The following is a 17,112-nucleotide window of genomic DNA, read 5'->3' as shown; positions in this document are numbered from 1 at the left end:
TCGTCAGCCCTTCCATGCCTCATACGGCAGGTCGAGGTCGTCGGCGACGGCCTTGAACGCGATCTTGCCCTTGTAGACGTTGAGGCCGTTGGCGAGGTGCGGATCGGCCTTCATCGCCGCTTCGGCGCCCAGGTTGGCGAGCTTCAGCGCGAACGGCAGCGTCGCGTTGTTGAGCGCGAAGGTCGAGGTACGCGCGACCGCGCCGGGCATGTTGGCGACGCAATAGTGGATCACGCCGTCGACCTCGAACACCGGATCCTCATGGGTGGTGGCATGGCTGGTCTCGAAGCAGCCGCCCTGGTCGATCGCGATGTCGACCATCACGCTGCCGCGCTTCATCGTCTTCAGCATGTCGCGCGTCACCAGCTTCGGCGCCGCCGCACCCGGCACCAGCACCGCGCCGATCACGAGATGGGCATTCTTCACCGCCGCAGCGATCGCCGCCTTGCTGGCATAGGCGGTCTTGATCTGGCTCGAGAAGAACATGTCGAGCTCGGCCAGGCGGTCGTTGTTGATGTCGTAGATGGTGACGTCGGCGCGCATGCCGACCGCCATCTGCGCGGCGTTGACGCCGGCGACGCCGCCGCCGAGGATCGCCACCCGCGCCGGCGCCACGCCCGGCACGCCGCCAAGCAGCACGCCGCGGCCGCCCTGTTCCTTCTCGAGATAATGCGCGCCGACCTGCACCGACATGCGGCCGGCGACCTCACTCATCGGCTTGAGCAGGGGGAGGGCGCCCGTCCTCGACGTCACCGTCTCATAGGCGATGCAGGTCGCGCCCGACTTCATCAGCCCCTCGGCCTGCGGCTTGTCGGCGGCGAGGTGAAGGTAGGTGAAGAGGGTATGGCGCGGCTCCAGCAGCGCGATCTCCTGCGGCTGCGGCTCCTTGACCTTCACGATCATGTCCGACTGGGCGAACACCTCGGCGGCGCTGCCGACGATGCGAGCGCCGACGTCGACATAGTCCTGGTCCTCGAAGTCGATGCCGAGGCCGGCCTTGGTCTCGACGATCACCTCATGGCCGGCCGCGGTCAGCTCGGCCACCGACGGCGGCGTCAGGCCGACGCGATATTCGTGGTTCTTGATCTCCTTGGGCACCCCGACGCGCATCGTACGATCTCCTCGATTTTCTCTGTGGCGCGCCCATAGCGGAAAGGGCTTCGCGAATCCGTGCAAAGTCGCGTTTCCAATTGAGGGTTAAGTGCATAGATTCTTGAGAGTGGCCATCATAAACAACGAATCCATGCAGACCGATCGAATCGACTCGGCGATCCTCAAGATTCTCGCCGAGGACGCGCGTGCGAGCGTCAGCCAGATCGCGGCGCAGGTAGGGCTGTCCCAGTCCGCCTGCTCGCGGCGCATCCAGGCACTGGAGGCATCCGGCCATATCCTCGGCTATGGCGCGCGGCTCGGGCACAAGCGACTCGGCTTCCATGTCACCGCGCTGGTCGACATCACCCTCTCGACCCAGGTCGAGGAGGATCTTGCCCAGTTCGAGCGGGCGGTATCGGCGATCGACGGTGTCGTCTCCTGCGCGTTGGTGTCGGGGCACCAGGACTATCGCCTGCAGATCATCTGCCGTGACCTCGACGATTACGAGCGGCTCCATCGCGAGCATCTGGGGCGTTTGCCCGGCGTCAACACCATCGCCAGCAGCTTCGTGCTCCGCCAGGTGCCGACCCGCAGCGAGGCCGACGCGCTGTTCGGCTGAGGGACACGCCCGGGCGATGCCGTGTTGCGGGGGGAGCGGCGGAGTGCTAGGCGCGCCGCCTATTCGTAGAACAGCAGGTATGCGGTCTCACATGACCCACATGCGTTTCCCCCGGGCACAGATTCTCCGCCCGTGAACCAGCCAGCATCAGCGTCGACGGAAGCCCCGTCGGCGTCCGGGGAGGCGTCCGCCGACGAGTCGGCTTCCGCCTACCATCATCGCAGCGACAACATCGCCAAGCTCGTGCTCGGCGCGATCGGCGTGGTGTTCGGCGACATCGGCACCAGCCCGCTCTACGCACTGAAGGAATCGTTCATCGGCCACCATAAGCTGGCGGTCGACCATCTCCACATCTTCGGCGTGATCAGCCTCATCTTCTGGACGATGATGCTGATCGTCACCGTCAAATATGTCTTCATCATCATGCGCGCCGACAACAAGGGCGAGGGCGGCAGCCTGGCGCTGCTCGCGCTGATCACGCGGCGGACGGGGGCGAAACGCTGGTCGGCCGGCCTGGTGATGCTCGGCGTGTTCGCGACCGCGCTCTTCTACGGCGACAGCATCATTACGCCGGCGATCTCGGTGCTGTCCGCGGTCGAGGGTCTCACCGTGGTGCAGAGCTCGTTCGAGCCGTTCGTGCTGCCGATCGCGACCATGATCCTGGTATTCCTGTTCTTCCTGCAGGCGCGCGGCACCGACCTGGTCGGCAAGCTGTTCGGGCCGATCATGGTGGTCTACTTCGTGACGCTTGCCGGTCTCGGCATCGTCCATATCGTCGACCGGCCGGAAGTGCTCCAGGCGCTGTCGCCGCATCATGCCTTCAATTTCTTCGCACACGATCCGGTGCTGGCGTTCCTCGCGCTGGGGTCGGTGGTGCTCGCGGTCACGGGCGCCGAGGCGCTCTATGCCGACATGGGGCATTTCGGACGCAAGCCGATCGTCTTCGCCTGGTATTTCGTGTTCGTCGCGCTGATCCTGAACTATCTCGGGCAGGCGGCGCTGCTGATGAACGATCCGGCCGCGGTCGCGAATCCCTTCTTCAACCTGGCGCCGGAGGAATGGCGGCTGCCGCTGGTCGTGCTGGCGACGATGGCGACCGTCATCGCCAGCCAGGCGGTGATCTCGGGCGCCTTCTCGGTCACGCAGCAGGCGATCCAGCTCGGTTTCATCCCGCGCATGCGGATCACCCACACCAGCGCCGCCGCCGCCGGCCAGATCTACATCCCGGGGATCAACTGGGCGCTGCTGGTGATGGTGCTGCTGCTGGTGTTCTCGTTCCAGAGCTCGACCAATCTCGCCGCCGCCTATGGCATCGCGGTGACCGGCACGATGTTTATCACCAGCTGCATGCTTGGCGTGCTGATGTTCCGGGTCTGGCGGGTCAACAAGGTGCTGGCGACCGTCACCGTCGCCACCTTCCTGCTGATCGACGGCGCCTATTTCGCGTCGAACCTCACCAAGATCCCCGACGGCGGCTGGTTCCCGCTGCTGGTCGGCCTCGTCATCTTCACCCTGCTCACGACCTGGGCGAAGGGGCGGCACCTGATGATCGACAAGCTTCGCGAGAGTGCGATGCCGATCAAGGTGTTCATCCAGTCCGCCGCCAACTCCGCCTCGCGCGTGCCGGGCACCGCGGTGTTCATGACCTCCACCGCCGACGGAGTGCCGCACGCGCTGCTCCACAACCTCAAGCACAACAAGGTGCTGCACGAGCGTGTGGTGTTGCTGACCGTCAAGATCATCGACGAACCCTATGTCCCCGACAGCCGCCGGGTGAAGCAGGAGGATCTGGGGCAGGGCTTCTATCGCCTCGTCCTCTACTTCGGCTTCATGCAGGAGGCGGACGTCCCCGCCGCACTCAAGACGATCAAGACCCACGACGGCGAGTTCCGGATGATGGAGACCAGCTTCTTCCTCGCGCGGCAGACGCTGCTGCCCTCGTCGCGACCCGGCATGGCCATTTGGCGCGAGCAGCTGTTCGCGTGGATGCTGCGCAACGCCGAAAGCGCGATGGAATTCTTCCGCCTGCCCACCAACCGCGTGGTCGAGCTCGGGAGCCAGGTCGAGATTTGAGCGGTCCGCCCGTCCACATCCTCCACCTGCATTCGAGCTTCTCGCTCGGCGGCAAGGAAGCGCGCGCGGTGCGGTTGATGAACGCGTTCGGCGACCGGGCGCGGCATATGATCGTGTCCGGGGTGCCGGATCAGCTCGACGCCCGCGACGCGATCGCCAAAGGCATCAAGTACGAGATCGCGCAGGACCCGCCGGCGCTCACGGGCAAGCCCTCCGTCGCGCGCTACGAGGCGCTGGCGCGGTTCATGCGCCGGTTCGACCTGGTGCTGACCTACAATTGGGGCGCGATCGACGCGGTGATGGCGCGCCGCGTGTTCGGCAAGGGCCTGCCGCCGCTGGTCCATCACGAGGACGGCTTCGGCGCCGATGAGGCGAAGCGGCTCAATCCGGTGCGGAACATGTACCGCCGGCTGGCGCTGCCAGCCGCACATGCACTGGTGGTGCCGTCGCTGAGGCTGGAGGAGATCGCGCGGACCGTCTGGAAACAGCCGGCGGGGCGGCTCCGGCGCATCTCCAACGGCATCGATACGGCGCGCTACGCCCGCACGCCCGATCCCAAGGCGATACCCAGCTTCGTCAAGAAGGCGGGTGAGGTCGTGATCGGCACCGTCGCCGGGCTGCGCGAGGTCAAGGACCTGCCGATGCTGGTCCGCGCCTGCGGAGGGCTTGCCGGCAACATCCGGCTGGTGATCGTCGGCGAGGGACCGGAGCGGCAGAAGATTCTGGATACCGCCGAGGCGATGTTCTTCGAGGATCGGGTGGTGCTGCCGGGCTTCCTGCCCGATCCGGCGCGCTACATCGGCCTGTTCGACATTTTCGCGCTGTCGTCGAAAAGCGAGCAGCAGCCGATCGCGGTGATGGAGGCGATGGCGGCCGGATTGCCGATTGCCTCGCCCGTTGTCGGCGACGTCCGCGAGATGATCGCCGAGGAAAACCGCCCGCTCATCCCGGACGACCGGTTCGAGGTCCATCTGCGCGACGCCATCCAATATTTCGTCAACGAACCTGGTGCGCGCCGGCATATCGGCCAGGCGAACCAGGCGCGCGCACGTGCGTTATTCGACGAGAGCGCGATGATCGCGGCCTATGCCGAGCTGTATGGCGCCGCGATGGGACGGCCGGGCGTTCTTGGCTGAGCGAATTTCGCTCGCGTTGCACCGCATGTCCGTCTAGCGTCGGCAGGATTTTTTCGGAGGTTATATTGTTCAAGGGGCTGACGCCGATCATCTACAACGGCCGCGAGGTCTGGCCGATTGTCGAGGGTGGCAAGGGCGTGGCTGCGACCAACCACGCGTCGGCGGGCGCCTGGGCGGCGGCGGGGGGTATCGGCACGGTGTCTGCGGTGAACGCCGACAGCTACGATCCCGAAGGGCGCATCATTCCGCAGGTCTATAATGCGCTGACCCGGCGCGACCGGCACGAGGAACTGATCGCCTATGCGATCGAGGGCGCGGTGCAGCAGGTCAGGCGCGCCTGGGACATCGCCGGCGGAGCCGGTGCGATCAACATCAACGTGCTGTGGGAGATGGGCGGCGCGCAGCGGGTGCTGCACGGCGTGCTAGAGCGGACGCGCGGGCTGGTGGCGGGCGTCACCTGCGGCGCGGGCATGCCCTACAAGCTGTCGGAGATCGCCGCGTCCTACGGCGTCAACTATCTGCCGATCGTCAGCTCGGGCCGCGCCTTCCGCGCGCTGTGGAAGCGCGCCTATTCGAAGGCGGCGGAGTGGCTGGCGGCGGTGGTCTACGAGGACCCGTGGCTCGCCGGCGGGCACAACGGCCTGTCGAACGCCGAGGACCCGCTGAAGCCCGAGGATCCCTATCCGCGCGTCAAGGCGCTGCGTGAGACGATGCGCGAGGGCGGCCTGTCCGACGACGTGCCGATCGTGATGGCGGGCGGCGTCTGGTATCTGCGCGACTGGAACGACTGGATCGACAATCCCGAGCTCGGCAAGATCGCCTTCCAGTTCGGCACGCGGCCGCTGCTCACCAAGGAAAGCCCGATCCCGGAGGAGTGGAAGGCGAAGCTGATGGACATCGAGGAGGGCGAGGTGCTGCTGCACCGCTTCTCCCCGACCGGCTTCTATTCCTCGGCGGTGCGCAACACCTTCCTGCGTAATCTTGAGGCGCGGTCGGAGCGGCAGATCCCCTTCTCGACGCAGGAGGCGGGCGACCACACCTTCCAGCTCGATGTCGGCGTCAAGGGCAAGAACTTCTGGGTGACGCGCAACGACCTGCTGCGCGCGCGGGCCTGGTACGGTGCGGGCTTCACCGATGCGCTGAAGACGCCGGACAACACCTTGGTGTTCGTGACGCCGGAGGAGAAGGGCACGATCCGCAAGGACCAGGCGGACTGCATGGGCTGCCTCAGCCAGTGCCAGTTCTCGTCCTGGGCGGATACCGAGACCAACTCGACCGGCCGCCTCGCCGACCCGCGCAGCTTCTGCATCCAGAAGACGCTGCAGGACATCGCGCATGGCGGACCGGTGGATCACAATCTGATGTTCGCCGGGCACGGGGCCTATAACTTCAAGCGCGATCCCTTCTATTCCAATGGCTTTGTCCCGACTGTGAAGCAGCTGGTGGATCGTATCCTGACCGGGGATTGAGAAAGCCCCCTCTTACCGTCATCCCGGCGAAAGCCGGGATCTCGTGCCGTTGCCTGAGATCCCGGCTTTCGCCGGGATGACGGTAGGAAAAAGAAGTCGCTATCACCGCCGCCAACGGAACTTGGCGATCGAGGCTTCGGTGCTCGTCCAGTCCTCTTCGTCCTCGCATTCCTGTTCCAGTGCTTTGCGGATCTCCTCGATCTCGACGTCGGTCTTGTGTTCGATGCCGATGAAGCGGTTGCGGGCGCCGTCGAGCGTGCGGATGACCTCGTCGAGTTTTGCCTGAATCGCCGCCGCGTCGCGGTTCTGCGAGTTCTGGATCAGGAACACCATCAGGAAGGTGACGATGGTGGTGGCCGTGTTCACGACCAGTTGCCAAGTATCCGAGAAGTGGAAGATCGGACCGGTCACGCCCCACACGATGATGAACAGCGCGGCCAGGATGAAGGCGACCGGCTGGCCTACGAAGCCGGAAATCCTGCCGGCGATCGTGGTGAAGATACGGTCCACTGTGGGCTCCCTCAGCTGATCGGAACGGCGGGCTCGCCATGGGCGTGCGGCTTGGAATGGCCGATGTGACGCAGATAGCGTTCGTCGATCGAATCGATGATCGTCTCGCCGCGCTCGCCGGCCTGAAGACGGATCAGCGCGTCGATCTTGGCCTCGACGCGATCGTCATTCTCCTTGGACGACGGCGAGCCGACGTAGAGGAAATAGGCGAGGCCGACGACCTGCCAGAGCAGCTGGAGGAACTCCGACTGCCAGTTCTCGAAGGTATCGCGCAGCATCTCATGGAGATAGCCGGAAACCTCCGGCGCCTGACTGTGCTGGGTCGCTTCATCGACGAAGGCTTGCCAGCCGAAGAACCAGTGCAGCGCGAGCGAACCGAGGAAGAAGGCGAGGGTGATCCACGCATAGGCATAGCGCTTCATGGGTGAGCCTTTCGCAACCGGAATGACACAGAGGCGAAACGACGACCCTTGCCAAATGGTTGCGGCGGCTCCTTCAGGCCCAGCCTTCGAGCACCTGGTCGGGCGGGCGGTGGCCGTCGGCCCAGGCGCGGATGTTGGCGATCACCTTCTCGCCGGTCGCCAGCCGGCCCTCGAAGGTCGCCGAGCCCATGTGCGGTGTCATCACGACATTGGGCAGCGCCAGCAGGCGCGGATCGATCGCGGGCTCGTGCGTCCACACGTCGAGGCCGGCCCCGGCAAGGCGCCCCATCTCCAGCGCGGCAATCATCGCATCCTCGTCGACGATGCCGCCGCGTGAGGTGTTGATGAGATAGACGTGTGGCCGCATCAGCGCGATGCGGCGGGCGTCGATCAGATTCTCGGTGTCGGGGCTGCGCGGGGTGTGGATCGTCAGGATGTCGATCATCCCCAGCATCTCATCGAGATCGGCGTGCCAGGTGGCGCCGAGCTCCTCCTCGATCACCGCGGGCAGGCGATGGCGGTTGTGGTAATGGATCGAGAGGCCGAAGGCACGGGCACGGCGGGCGACCGCCTGGCCGATCCGGCCCATGCCGAGGATGCCGAGCGCCTTGCCGCCGATGCGGTGACCGAGCACGCCGCCGGGCGACCAGCCCTTCCACCCGCCCGACCGCACCAGCTTCTCGCCCTCGACCAGCCGGCGCGGCACCGCGACGATCAGCGCCATCGTCATGTCGGCGGTGTCTTCGGTCAGCACGCCGGGCGTGTTGGTGACGATGATCCCGCGGGCCCGGGCGGCCTTGAGGTCGATGTGGTTCACGCCGGCGCCGAAATTGGCGATCAGCTTGAGCCGCTCGCCGGCACCGGCGATCAGCTCGGCGGTGATCTGGTCGGTGACGGTCGGGACCAGGACGTCGGTGTCGGCCATCGCCGCGGCGAGATCGACCGGCGCATCGTCGCGATTGAGCGTCGCGTCGAACAGCGTTTCGAGCCGGTCCATCACCGCGATCGGCAGCTCGCGGGTGACGACGACCTTGGGACGGGCGGGACGGCTGGCCATCGAGTCCCGAATTGGCGAGGTGGCGAGGGTCAGTCAACGGTTGAACCTTGCGCCGATCGCTCGCTAGATCGCGTTATGAGCGGAGGGACGACAATGCGCATCGCAAAGCTGCTGGTCATGGCGACGATCGCCGCCGGACTCGCCGCGTCCGCCGAGGCGCAGACCCGCAAGACACCCTATTATGCCTCGATCAACGCCGGGCAGGCGCGGATGCGCACCGGCCCCGGGCGCAACTATCCGGCGAGCTGGCTTTACCAGCGCGCCGGGCTGCCGGTGAAGGTGGTCGACATCTACAAGGAATGGCGCAAGGTCGAGGACCCCGGCGGCACGCAGGGGTGGATGCTCGCCAACCTGCTGACCGACGCGCGTACCGGCTACGTTACCGACACGATCGTGGCGATGCGATCCGCGCCGGATGCGAACGCGGCGATCCAGTGGCGCGCGGCGCCTGGGGTGGTCGGCAGGATCAGCAAGTGCAGCCGCGGCTGGTGCCGGTTCGACGTCAAAGGTCGCGCGGGCTATGTCGAGGCGATCCACCTCTGGGGCGTCGATCCGGGCGAGGACGTGCCGTGAGGATCGTGCCGGCGGACCTCGATCATCCCGCGGTCGTTGCGCTCATCGAGCATCATCTGCGCGAGGCCCATCGCAACTCGCCGCCGGGCAGCGCCTTCGCGCTCGACCTCAGCGGGCTGCGTGATCCCGCTCTGTCCGTCTTCGCTGCTTGGGAGGGCGAGACGCTGCTCGGGCTCGGCGCGCTCAAGGAGCTCGCGCCGGACCACGGCGAGCTCAAGTCGATGCGCACCGCGCCGGATCAGCTCCGCAGAGGCGTTGCCAAGGCGATGCTCGAGCACCTGATCGCCGAGGCACGTTCACGCGGCTACCGGCGGGTAAGTTTGGAGACCGGCACCAACGACGCGTTCGCACCGGCGCGGGCAATGTACGAAGCGGCAGGCTTCACGCCCAGCGGGCCGTTCGGCGACTATGAGCTGACCGAGTTCAACCGCTGCTATTCGCTGGCGATCTGAGACGCTTCGCCGGTCCGGGGAATTTCAAGAAAAGGGGCGGCCGCCCTGCGACGACCGCCCCGATTGTTCGGCAACAGCCGCGCGTCAGAACTTGAGACGCGCGCCCATGGTGAACGACCGCCCGATCGGATCATAGATTGTCGGGAAGGTGTTGCCGCTGTTGAACGTCGTGCCGCCCACGCCCGATCCGACCAGCGGCGGCTTCTTGTCCAGCAGGTTGTTCACGGTGAGGCTGAACTCGACGGTGTCGGTCGGCTTCACCCGGAATGCCAGGTCATAATAGTCGTATGCCGGGATGCTGCGGAACGCCTCCAGGACGGTGGTGGGGTTCGGCCCACCCGGCTGTGGGACATCGCCCGGAAGACGCGTCGCCAGATACGGCTCGAGCGAGACCGCGCTGATGTGCGTCCACAAGAGCGAGATGTCGAACAGCTCCCGAGCATAGGTCAGGCGGCTGTTCCAGCGCCATTTCGCGCGCGGGTTGGTGCATCCGCCCGCGCTGTAATAGCCGGTGCAATCGCGGTTGATCGCATTCGGCGTGGCCTGGAAGTGATAATAGCTGAGACGGGTCGCGTTGAATTCGAGCGAGAGCGTGCCCTCGTCGTTGATCCCCAGATCCTCCATCTTCGTGCGCTGTGACAGGCCGATGTCGACACCGGCCGTCTCGATCACGCCCAGGTTCGAATAGGTCAGGATCACGCCCGGCGTCTCGCCCGCGCCGTTGAGGCTGCCGGTGAGCGGGTTGCGCCCGATCAGCTGGCAGAACGCATTGTAGGTGAAGCCGGGATTCAGCGCTGCCGAATAGCAGCCGTTGAGGATGTCCGACTGCGCCGGCTGGGTGATCGCGTCGCGGACGCGGATGTTGAAGTAATCGACGGTCAGCGCGAAGCCGGGCATGAAGCTCGGCGTGAACGCGCCGCCCAGCGTATAGGTCTTGGCGCGCTCGACATCGAGGTCGCGGTTGCCCGAGGTGGTGTTGTTGATCTGGCCCGAGGTCGGCGCAGGGATCGAGCCGATCGTGCCCGCAGGGGCGCCGGTCGCCACGCAGAGCGCGGCCAGTCCGCCTGACACCGCGCCCTGGCACGGATCGACCGTCAGGTTGCCGAGCGCCTGCACCGGCGACTGGTACAGCTCCTGGATGTTGGGCGAGCGCACCGCCACCTGATAGGTGCCGCGGAACTTGAACCCCTGATAGGGCTCCCAGGTGCCGCCGGCCTTCCAGGTCGTGCTGCCGCCGGTCGTGGTATAGTCCGAATAGCGGACGGCGGCTTCGACGCTCAGGCGATAGAAGAACGGCTTGTCCTCGATCAGCGGGGCGTTGATCTCGCCGAAGACTTCCTTGACGCTGTACTGGCCGAAATCGGGCGGCGTGCGCGCGCCGGTTCCGAGCACCTCGCCCTGGATCTGCGACGGGCCGTCGGGCTGGCTGGCCGCCGAGATCTTGCGATACTCGCCGCCGACCGCGAAGGCGATCTTGTTGCTGGCGAACGGCGAGGCGAACAGGTCGCCGTTGACGCTGCCGGTCACGACGGTCTGGCGCACCTTGCGGTTGATGATCGCGTCGAGATCGATGAAGGCGAGCTGTTCGGGGGTGATCGATCCGTTCGCGCCGAACAGGTTCAGCGGCACGCAGTTGTTGCTGGTGTCGACGCAGCGGAGCGTGCCGTCGGCCGCGCGATAGGCACGCAGCGCCTGCTGGACCTTGCTGTACGATCCCCAGTTCTCGCGGGTCTGGTTCTGGGTCGTCTCGCCATATTGCGCCGAGAAGTCGTACTTCAACCCCGAGGTGATGTTGCCGCGGAAGCCGCCCTGCACCTGGAACATCTCGGATTCGACGACGTTGCCGCGCGGGCCGTATTCGGTGAAGCGGCGCTGCGCGATCACCGGGATCTCCAGATAGCCGGCCGTGCCCGGTCCGCCCTGGACGGCAGCGGCTGCATCGCAGCTCGCAGCGCTGATCCCGCGCGCGGCACAGAGCTGGCCGCGGACGCCGGCGGGCAGATAGGGATTGTTCAACGCGAGCTGATAGGTGTTGCTGAACGTGCCGGACGAGGCGAGCTGCAATCTCACCTTGTTACGCGTGAACATCGCGCTCGAATAGAATTCGACGCCGTCGGTGATCTCGTAGCGGCCGGCCGAATAGAAATTGATGCGGTCGAGCGGCGTCTGGAAATAGGTGCCGTTGTTCGTGTTGTAGGTATCCGAAGCGGTCGCCGCCCTCAGCCGGCCGGTGCTGGGATCGACGACTGCGCCGAAGCTGCTGGCCGGCAGCCCAAGCGCGGCGTTGGTCGGCGAGGCGAAGATCGTGACCTGTGCGGCCGTCGCGCCGGAGAATTGTCCGGTCGTCGAGCTGATCGGAACCTCGCTGATCGAGCGGGCGGTGTGCAGGAGCGGGTTGGCTTTGGTGTAGCCGACGCTGAAGACGACGTTGCCGCGACCGTCGTCGATGTTGGCGCCGAGCACCACGTCCGCCTTGAAACGGGCAGCGTCGCCGCGTTCGGAGATGCGGTAGCTCGCGCTCGCGTCGATGCCCGTGAAGTTGCGCTTGGTGATGAAGTTGACGACGCCCGCGACGGCGTCGGCACCGTAGGTCGACGAGGCGCCGCCGGTCAGCACCTGGACCTGCTCGATGAGCGCGACGGGGACGTTGTTGGTATCGGTCAGGCCGTCGAGGCCGAACGGTACGAGCCTGCGGCCATCGAGCAGCACCATCGTGCGTTGCGCGCCGATACCGCGAAGCTCGACCGTCGCCGAGCCGTCCGACCCGTTGTTGACGCCGGCGCCCAGCGACGGGCGGATGCCGGGGAAGTTGCGGAGCAGGTCATCGGCAGTGCCGGGCTGACGGAACTGGATCTCCTGCTCGCCGATCACGGCAACCGGACTGGCGTATTCGAGATTGGCGCGCGCGATGCGCGTCCCCGTAACCACGATCTCGGAATCCGCTCGGGATTCATCGGTCTGCGCCGCGGTCGTTTCCAGCGATGTCGTATCCTGTGCATGTGCCGGTGCCACGGCGACGACGAAGAAGGTCGAGGCAAGCAAGCATTGCCGTATCGAGATAGCCACAGATGGTTCCCCCGTTTGAGCATCACGGGCGTGATGCTTTCGCGCCCGCAGCGCATGTGCTGCGGTGCAGCGAAGTCTGCATGAGGGAAGGACGGCGGCAAGGTTGGCAAGCCGCCACGATGCAGAACGCCGCGATTATGTGGCAAAGATGTTACAGAATCGCGGTTCCGGCAACAATCCGGCAATGTTTTGCTTAACAAGCGGAAATGATCCGCCCGACCGATCGGACGGAAGGAGTCGGCGCCTAGCGCAGCATCTCCACCGCGACCGCCGTCGCCTCGCCGCCGCCGATGCAGAGCGAGGCGAGGCCGCGCTTCTGGCCGGTGGTCTCGAGTGCGGACATCAGCGTTGCGAGGATACGCGCGCCGCTCGCGCCGATCGGATGGCCGAGCGCGCAGGCGCCGCCGTGGATGTTGAGCCGGTCGTGCGGAATGCCGAGGTCGCGCATCGCGATCATGGCGACCGTGGCGAAGGCTTCGTTAACCTCGAACAGATCGACGTCCTTCAGGTCCCAGCCGGCCGTCTCCAGCGCCTTTTTCATCGCGAACACCGGCGCGGTGGTGAAGCGCGACGGGGCGTGGGCATGGGCGGCATGGGCGACGATGCGCGCGACCGGATCGAGGCCGTATTTCTCCGCGACCGACGCGCGGGTCATCACCAGCGCGGCGGCGCCGTCCGAGATCGACGAGGCATTGGCGGCGGTGATGGTGCCGTCCCTGGAGAAGGCAGGCTTGAGCGTCGGGATCTTGGCGGGGTCGGCCTTGGCCGGCTGCTCGTCGAGCGTGACGGTGACGACGCCCTTGCGGGTCTTGACCTCGACCGGAACGATCTCGCGGTCGAAGGCGCCCGATTGCTGCGCCTTCTGCGCGCGGGTGAGCGATTCGATCGCATAGGCGTCCTGCGCCTCGCGGGTGAACTGATACTCGACCGCGACATCCTCGGCGAAATTGCCCATCAGCTTGCCGGGCTCATAGGCGTCCTCGAGGCCGTCGAGGTACATATGGTCCTTGAGCACGTCATGGCCGATGCGCGCGCCGCCGCGGTGGCGGAGCGAAAGGTAGGGCGCGTTGGTCATGCTCTCCATGCCGCCGGCGATCAGCAGGTCGACCGATCCGGCGGCGAGCGCGTCGGCGGCGAGGATCGCGGCCTGCATGCCGCTGCCGCACATCTTGTTGACCGTGGTCGCCTCGATATGGTCGGGCAGCCCCGCCTTGAGCGCCGCCTGCCGGGCGGGTGCCTGGCCGAGACCGGCGGGAAGCACGCAGCCCATGTAGATGCGCTCGATCGCTTCGCCCTTGAGTCCCGCACGCTCGACCGCGGCGCCGACCGCGACCGCGCCGAGATCCGTCGCCGACGCATCGGTCAGCGAGCCCTGGAAGCTGCCCATCGGGGTGCGGGCGTAGGAAGCGATGACGATCGGATCGGCGGACATGAGATGGCTCCTGAAGGTTGGGAGCGATCTAGGGCGGCCGCAGCAATTAGTGAAGGTCGACCGGCGCCGCCTTCTCGCTCGCCTTCGGCCGCGGCGGCTTCTTGAGGAACAGCACCAGCGGGATCGACAGGGCGGTGACGATCATCATCGCCTTGAAGTCGTCGAGATAAGCGATCATCGCCGCTTGCCGGTTCACTTCGCCATCGATCATCGCCATCACCGAATCGCCGATACTGCCGCCTATGCCGAGCAGCGACGGATCGAGCGTGCCCAGTGTCTCGGCCGTCACATGCTGGCCGACTTCGGAATGGCTGACCTGGATGTTCTGCGCGAGCAGCGCGGTCACGCCCGAGATGCCGACCGACGCGCCGACGTTGCGCATCAGGTTCATGAGGCTCGACCCCTCGGTGCGGTAGTGCGGCGGCAGCGTCGCGAAGGCCATGCTCTGCAGCGGCATGAAGATCAGCCCCATGCCGAGCCCCTGGATGAGGCCGGAGACGATGAACGGGGTCGAGCTCATCACGATCGTCCACTGGGTCATCTGCCACAGCGAGAAGGCGGCGACGACGAAGCCGACGCCGACCAGGATGCGCGGATCGAAGCCGCGCTGGGTGAGGTTGGCGGCGAGGAACATGCTGAACACGATGCCGAACCCGCGCGGCATCAGCAGCACGCCGGTGTCGAGCACCGGATAGCCGTAGAGGTTCTGCAGCATCGGCGGCAGCAGCGCCATCGTCGCCATCATCACCACGCCGATCACCAGCATGAACAGGATGGCCGTCACGAGATTGCGGTTCCTCCACAGCTCGCGGTCGAACATCGGCTTCTTGGCGGTGAACATGTGGACGATCGCCATCCACAGCGCGATGCCGGCGACCAGCGCCTCGATCACCACCTCGGTCGAGGAGAACCAGTCCTGGTTCTGGCCGCGGTCGAGCATGAGCTGCAGCGACGCGATGCCGAGCGAGAGCAGCGCGAAGCCGGTGATGTCGAACTCGCGCCTGCGGACCGGGCGGGAGGGGAGCAGCCACCACAGCACCGCGAAGCAGAACACGCCGAGTGGCAGGTTGACGTAGAAGACCCAGCGCCAGTTGTAGTTGTCGGTGAGCCAGCCGCCGATCACCGGCCCCAGGATCGGACCGACCATGATGCCCATCCCCCAGATCGACATCGCCTTGGCCTGCTTCTCGGGCGGGTTGATGTCGAGCAGCACCGTCTGGCTGAGCGGGTTCATGAAGGCGGCGCTGATGCCCTGGAGCAGGCGGAACGCCACCATCTCGGTGAGGCCGGTCGCCATGCCGCACAGCGCCGAGGAGACGATGAAGCCCGCGACCGACCACAGGAACAGGTTGCGCGATCCGATACGGTCGGCGAGCCAGCCGGTGATCGGGATCGCGATCGCCGAGGCGACGATGTAGCTGGTCAGCACCCAGGTGATGGTGTCGGCGGTGGCGCTGAGCGTCGCCTGCATGTGCGGAAGCGCGACGTTGGCGATCGTCGAGTCGAGGATCTGCATGATCGTCGCCAGCATCACGCCGACGGTGAGCAGCGGGCGATTAGGCGTGTAGAGCGCGGCGCCGTCCGGTGCGGGCGGCGCGGATGGCGCCTGTGCTGTCGAGGCTGCTGCGGTGGCCACGACGGTGCTTACTTCCCACCTCTCAAGTCGACCGTCACATCCGCCGACAGGCCGGCGATGAGCTGGCGCGGGCTCTTTTCGTCGATGGCGATGCGCACCGGCACGCGCTGGGTGACCTTCACCCAGTTGCCGTTGGCGTTCTGCGCCGGGAGCACCGAGAACTCGCTGCCGGTGCCGGCGCCGATCGACTGGACATGGCCCTTGAGCTTGAGCCCGCGATAGGCATCGAAGCTGACCTCCGCCGGCTGGCCGACGCGCATGTGGTTGAGGTCGGTTTCCTTGAAGTTCGCCTCGACCCAGCTGTTCTGGTCCGCGACGATCGTCACCGCCGGCAGGCCCGCCATCATATACTGGCCGAGCACCAGCCGGTCGGTCTGGCTGACCTGCCCGCTGATCGGCGCGCGCACCACCGAGCGCTGGAGGTCGAGCATCGCCTTGTTGCGCTGGGCGACGGCGGCGGCGATCGCCGGGTTCTGGCCGGGAACGGCCGAGCCGGTAGCGAGCTTCGACCGCGCCTCGGCCGCGTCGGCGAGCGCGCTCTGATAGGCGGCGCGCGCCTGTTCGAGCGCGTGCTGGGCGGCCTGGAAGTTCGCGCGGGTGGTGAAGCCCTGCTTCATCAGCGCGGCCTGGCGGTCGTAATCCTCCTGCGCCTGCTTGATCCGGTCCTTCGCCGCCTGGATATCGGCGCCGGTGCCGACGTAGCTGGTCTGCAGCGTCTGGAGCTCGACCTGCGCATTGGCGATCGCCGCGTCCGCCTGGGTGATGGCGATGCGATAGGGCTCGGGATCGATGCGGAACAGCACGTCGCCGGCGTTGACGTGCTGGTTCTCGCGCACGTCGACCGAGACGATCTTGCCGGCGACATCGGCCGAGACCGAGGTCTTGTCCTGGTGGACATAGGCGTTGTCGGTCGAGACCGACCGGCCGGAGATCGCCCAGAAATAGCCGGCGATGGCGACGACGATCAGCGGCACGCCGAACATCAGGATCGGGCGCAGCAGGCCGCGGCGCTTCCTCGCGGGCGCTGCGGGCTCGAGGGTCACCTCCGTCCCCGCGGAGGTTTCGATCTTGGGATCGGCGTCAGCCATTGGCGGTCTCTTTTATGGTCTTTTCGGGATCGAACTGGGCGAGATTGTCGCGGATCTTCTGGAGCGCGGTGGTGACGGCGGCGCTTTCCCGCGCGTCGACGCCGAGCAGCGCGGCCTCCATCAGCTCGGCGCCGCAGCCATGGGCCTGATCGATCACCGGCTGCGCCGCGTCGGTCAGGTAGATGCGCCAGGCGCGGCGGTCGGTGGGATCGCGGCGGCGCTCGACCAGGCCGGATTGCTCCAGCCGGTCGAGCATGCGGGACAGCGTGATCGGTTCGACCTCGAGCAACTCCGCGAGCCCGCCTTGGTTGATGCCCTGATGACGCGACACGATCGCCAATGTCTTCCACTGCGCACGCGTCGCGCCAAAGCTGCGCGCGCGCTCGTCGAAGCGCTTGCGCATCAGGCGCGAGACGTCGCTGATGAGAAAGGCCAGGCTGTTGTCACTCATAGGCCGGCATATAATGAGCGTGCTTATATATAGCTA

15 protein-coding genes are annotated in these 17,112 nt (G+C 66.3%); 6 read left to right on the top strand and 9 right to left on the bottom strand.

Annotated features, from left to right (window positions below):
• Positions 1-3: 3 nt before the first annotated feature.
• Positions 4-1,110 carry an alanine dehydrogenase gene (ald, locus tag LZK98_RS14615; RefSeq protein WP_233783095.1) on the bottom strand — a complete coding sequence of 369 codons (1,107 nt, stop codon included), beginning with the start codon at positions 1,108-1,110 and terminating at the stop codon, positions 4-6.
• Between the two features lie 133 nt (positions 1,111-1,243).
• On the opposite strand from ald, the gene LZK98_RS14610 reads away from it, so the two are divergent.
• The 4 genes from LZK98_RS14610 to LZK98_RS14595 all read left to right on the top strand — a co-directional run bounded on the left by LZK98_RS14610 (position 1,244) and on the right by LZK98_RS14595 (position 6,389).
• Entirely contained in the window at positions 1,244-1,711 is a 468-nt protein-coding gene (locus LZK98_RS14610; RefSeq protein ID WP_233783094.1) for an Lrp/AsnC family transcriptional regulator, read from the top strand.
• Between the two features lie 132 nt (positions 1,712-1,843).
• A complete protein-coding gene (locus LZK98_RS14605) occupies positions 1,844-3,784 on the top strand; it encodes a potassium transporter Kup (protein ID WP_406693350.1) in 1,941 nt (646 codons plus the stop codon).
• Complete coding sequence (locus tag LZK98_RS14600) at positions 3,781-4,920, top strand: glycosyltransferase (RefSeq protein WP_233783093.1); 1,140 nt, start codon at positions 3,781-3,783, stop codon at positions 4,918-4,920. Before LZK98_RS14605 ends, LZK98_RS14600 begins: the two co-directional genes overlap by 4 nt.
• Before the next feature lie 65 nt (positions 4,921-4,985).
• On the top strand, positions 4,986-6,389 hold the full coding sequence (locus LZK98_RS14595; protein ID WP_233783092.1) for an NAD(P)H-dependent flavin oxidoreductase: 1,404 nt from the start codon (positions 4,986-4,988) through the stop codon (positions 6,387-6,389).
• Positions 6,390-6,491: 102 nt separating this feature from the next.
• On the opposite strand, the gene LZK98_RS14590 is transcribed toward LZK98_RS14595, so the two are convergent.
• From LZK98_RS14590 to LZK98_RS14580, 3 genes are all read right to left on the bottom strand, one after another.
• Positions 6,492-6,899, bottom strand: coding sequence for a low affinity iron permease family protein (locus LZK98_RS14590; protein ID WP_233783091.1), 408 nt, complete (start codon positions 6,897-6,899; stop codon positions 6,492-6,494).
• Between the two features lie 11 nt (positions 6,900-6,910).
• Entirely contained in the window at positions 6,911-7,321 is a 411-nt protein-coding gene (locus LZK98_RS14585) for a DUF6766 family protein (protein WP_233783090.1), read from the bottom strand.
• Positions 7,322-7,394: 73 nt separating this feature from the next.
• A complete protein-coding gene (locus tag LZK98_RS14580; RefSeq protein WP_233783089.1) occupies positions 7,395-8,378 on the bottom strand; it encodes a 2-hydroxyacid dehydrogenase in 984 nt (327 codons plus the stop codon).
• Positions 8,379-8,471: 93 nt separating this feature from the next.
• Here LZK98_RS14580 and LZK98_RS14575 point away from each other — a divergent pair, with 93 nt between their 5' ends.
• Positions 8,472-8,951, top strand: coding sequence for an SH3 domain-containing protein (locus LZK98_RS14575; protein ID WP_233783088.1), 480 nt, complete (start codon positions 8,472-8,474; stop codon positions 8,949-8,951).
• Positions 8,948-9,403: a GNAT family N-acetyltransferase gene (locus tag LZK98_RS14570; RefSeq protein ID WP_233783087.1), complete on the top strand. Its 456-nt coding sequence runs from the start codon at positions 8,948-8,950 to the stop codon at positions 9,401-9,403. Before LZK98_RS14575 ends, LZK98_RS14570 begins: the two co-directional genes overlap by 4 nt.
• An 84-nt stretch (positions 9,404-9,487) precedes the next feature.
• On the opposite strand, the gene LZK98_RS14565 is transcribed toward LZK98_RS14570, so the two are convergent.
• From LZK98_RS14565 to LZK98_RS14545, 5 genes are all read right to left on the bottom strand, one after another.
• Positions 9,488-12,469 (bottom strand): TonB-dependent receptor plug domain-containing protein, encoded by a 2,982-nt coding sequence (locus LZK98_RS14565; protein WP_233783086.1) that lies wholly within the window; start codon positions 12,467-12,469, stop codon positions 9,488-9,490.
• A 244-nt stretch (positions 12,470-12,713) separates the two neighbouring features.
• Entirely contained in the window at positions 12,714-13,901 is a 1,188-nt protein-coding gene (locus LZK98_RS14560) for an acetyl-CoA C-acyltransferase (protein WP_233783085.1), read from the bottom strand.
• Between the two features lie 46 nt (positions 13,902-13,947).
• Complete coding sequence (locus LZK98_RS14555; RefSeq protein ID WP_319937501.1) at positions 13,948-15,537, bottom strand: DHA2 family efflux MFS transporter permease subunit; 1,590 nt, start codon at positions 15,535-15,537, stop codon at positions 13,948-13,950.
• A gap of 8 nt (positions 15,538-15,545) precedes the next feature.
• The gene (locus tag LZK98_RS14550) at positions 15,546-16,625 is read right to left on the bottom strand and encodes an HlyD family secretion protein (RefSeq protein ID WP_233783084.1); all 1,080 of its coding nucleotides are present in this window, start codon (positions 16,623-16,625) and stop codon (positions 15,546-15,548) included.
• On the bottom strand, positions 16,618-17,076 hold the full coding sequence (locus LZK98_RS14545; protein ID WP_233783083.1) for a MarR family winged helix-turn-helix transcriptional regulator: 459 nt from the start codon (positions 17,074-17,076) through the stop codon (positions 16,618-16,620). Before LZK98_RS14545 ends, LZK98_RS14550 begins: the two co-directional genes overlap by 8 nt.
• Positions 17,077-17,112 lie beyond the last annotated feature (36 nt).

Origin of the sequence: Sphingomonas cannabina (assembly GCF_021391395.1) — a bacterium.
Classification (GTDB): Bacteria; Pseudomonadota; Alphaproteobacteria; order Sphingomonadales; family Sphingomonadaceae; genus Sphingomonas; species Sphingomonas cannabina.
This window is presented reverse-complemented; position numbering and strand designations above follow the sequence as displayed.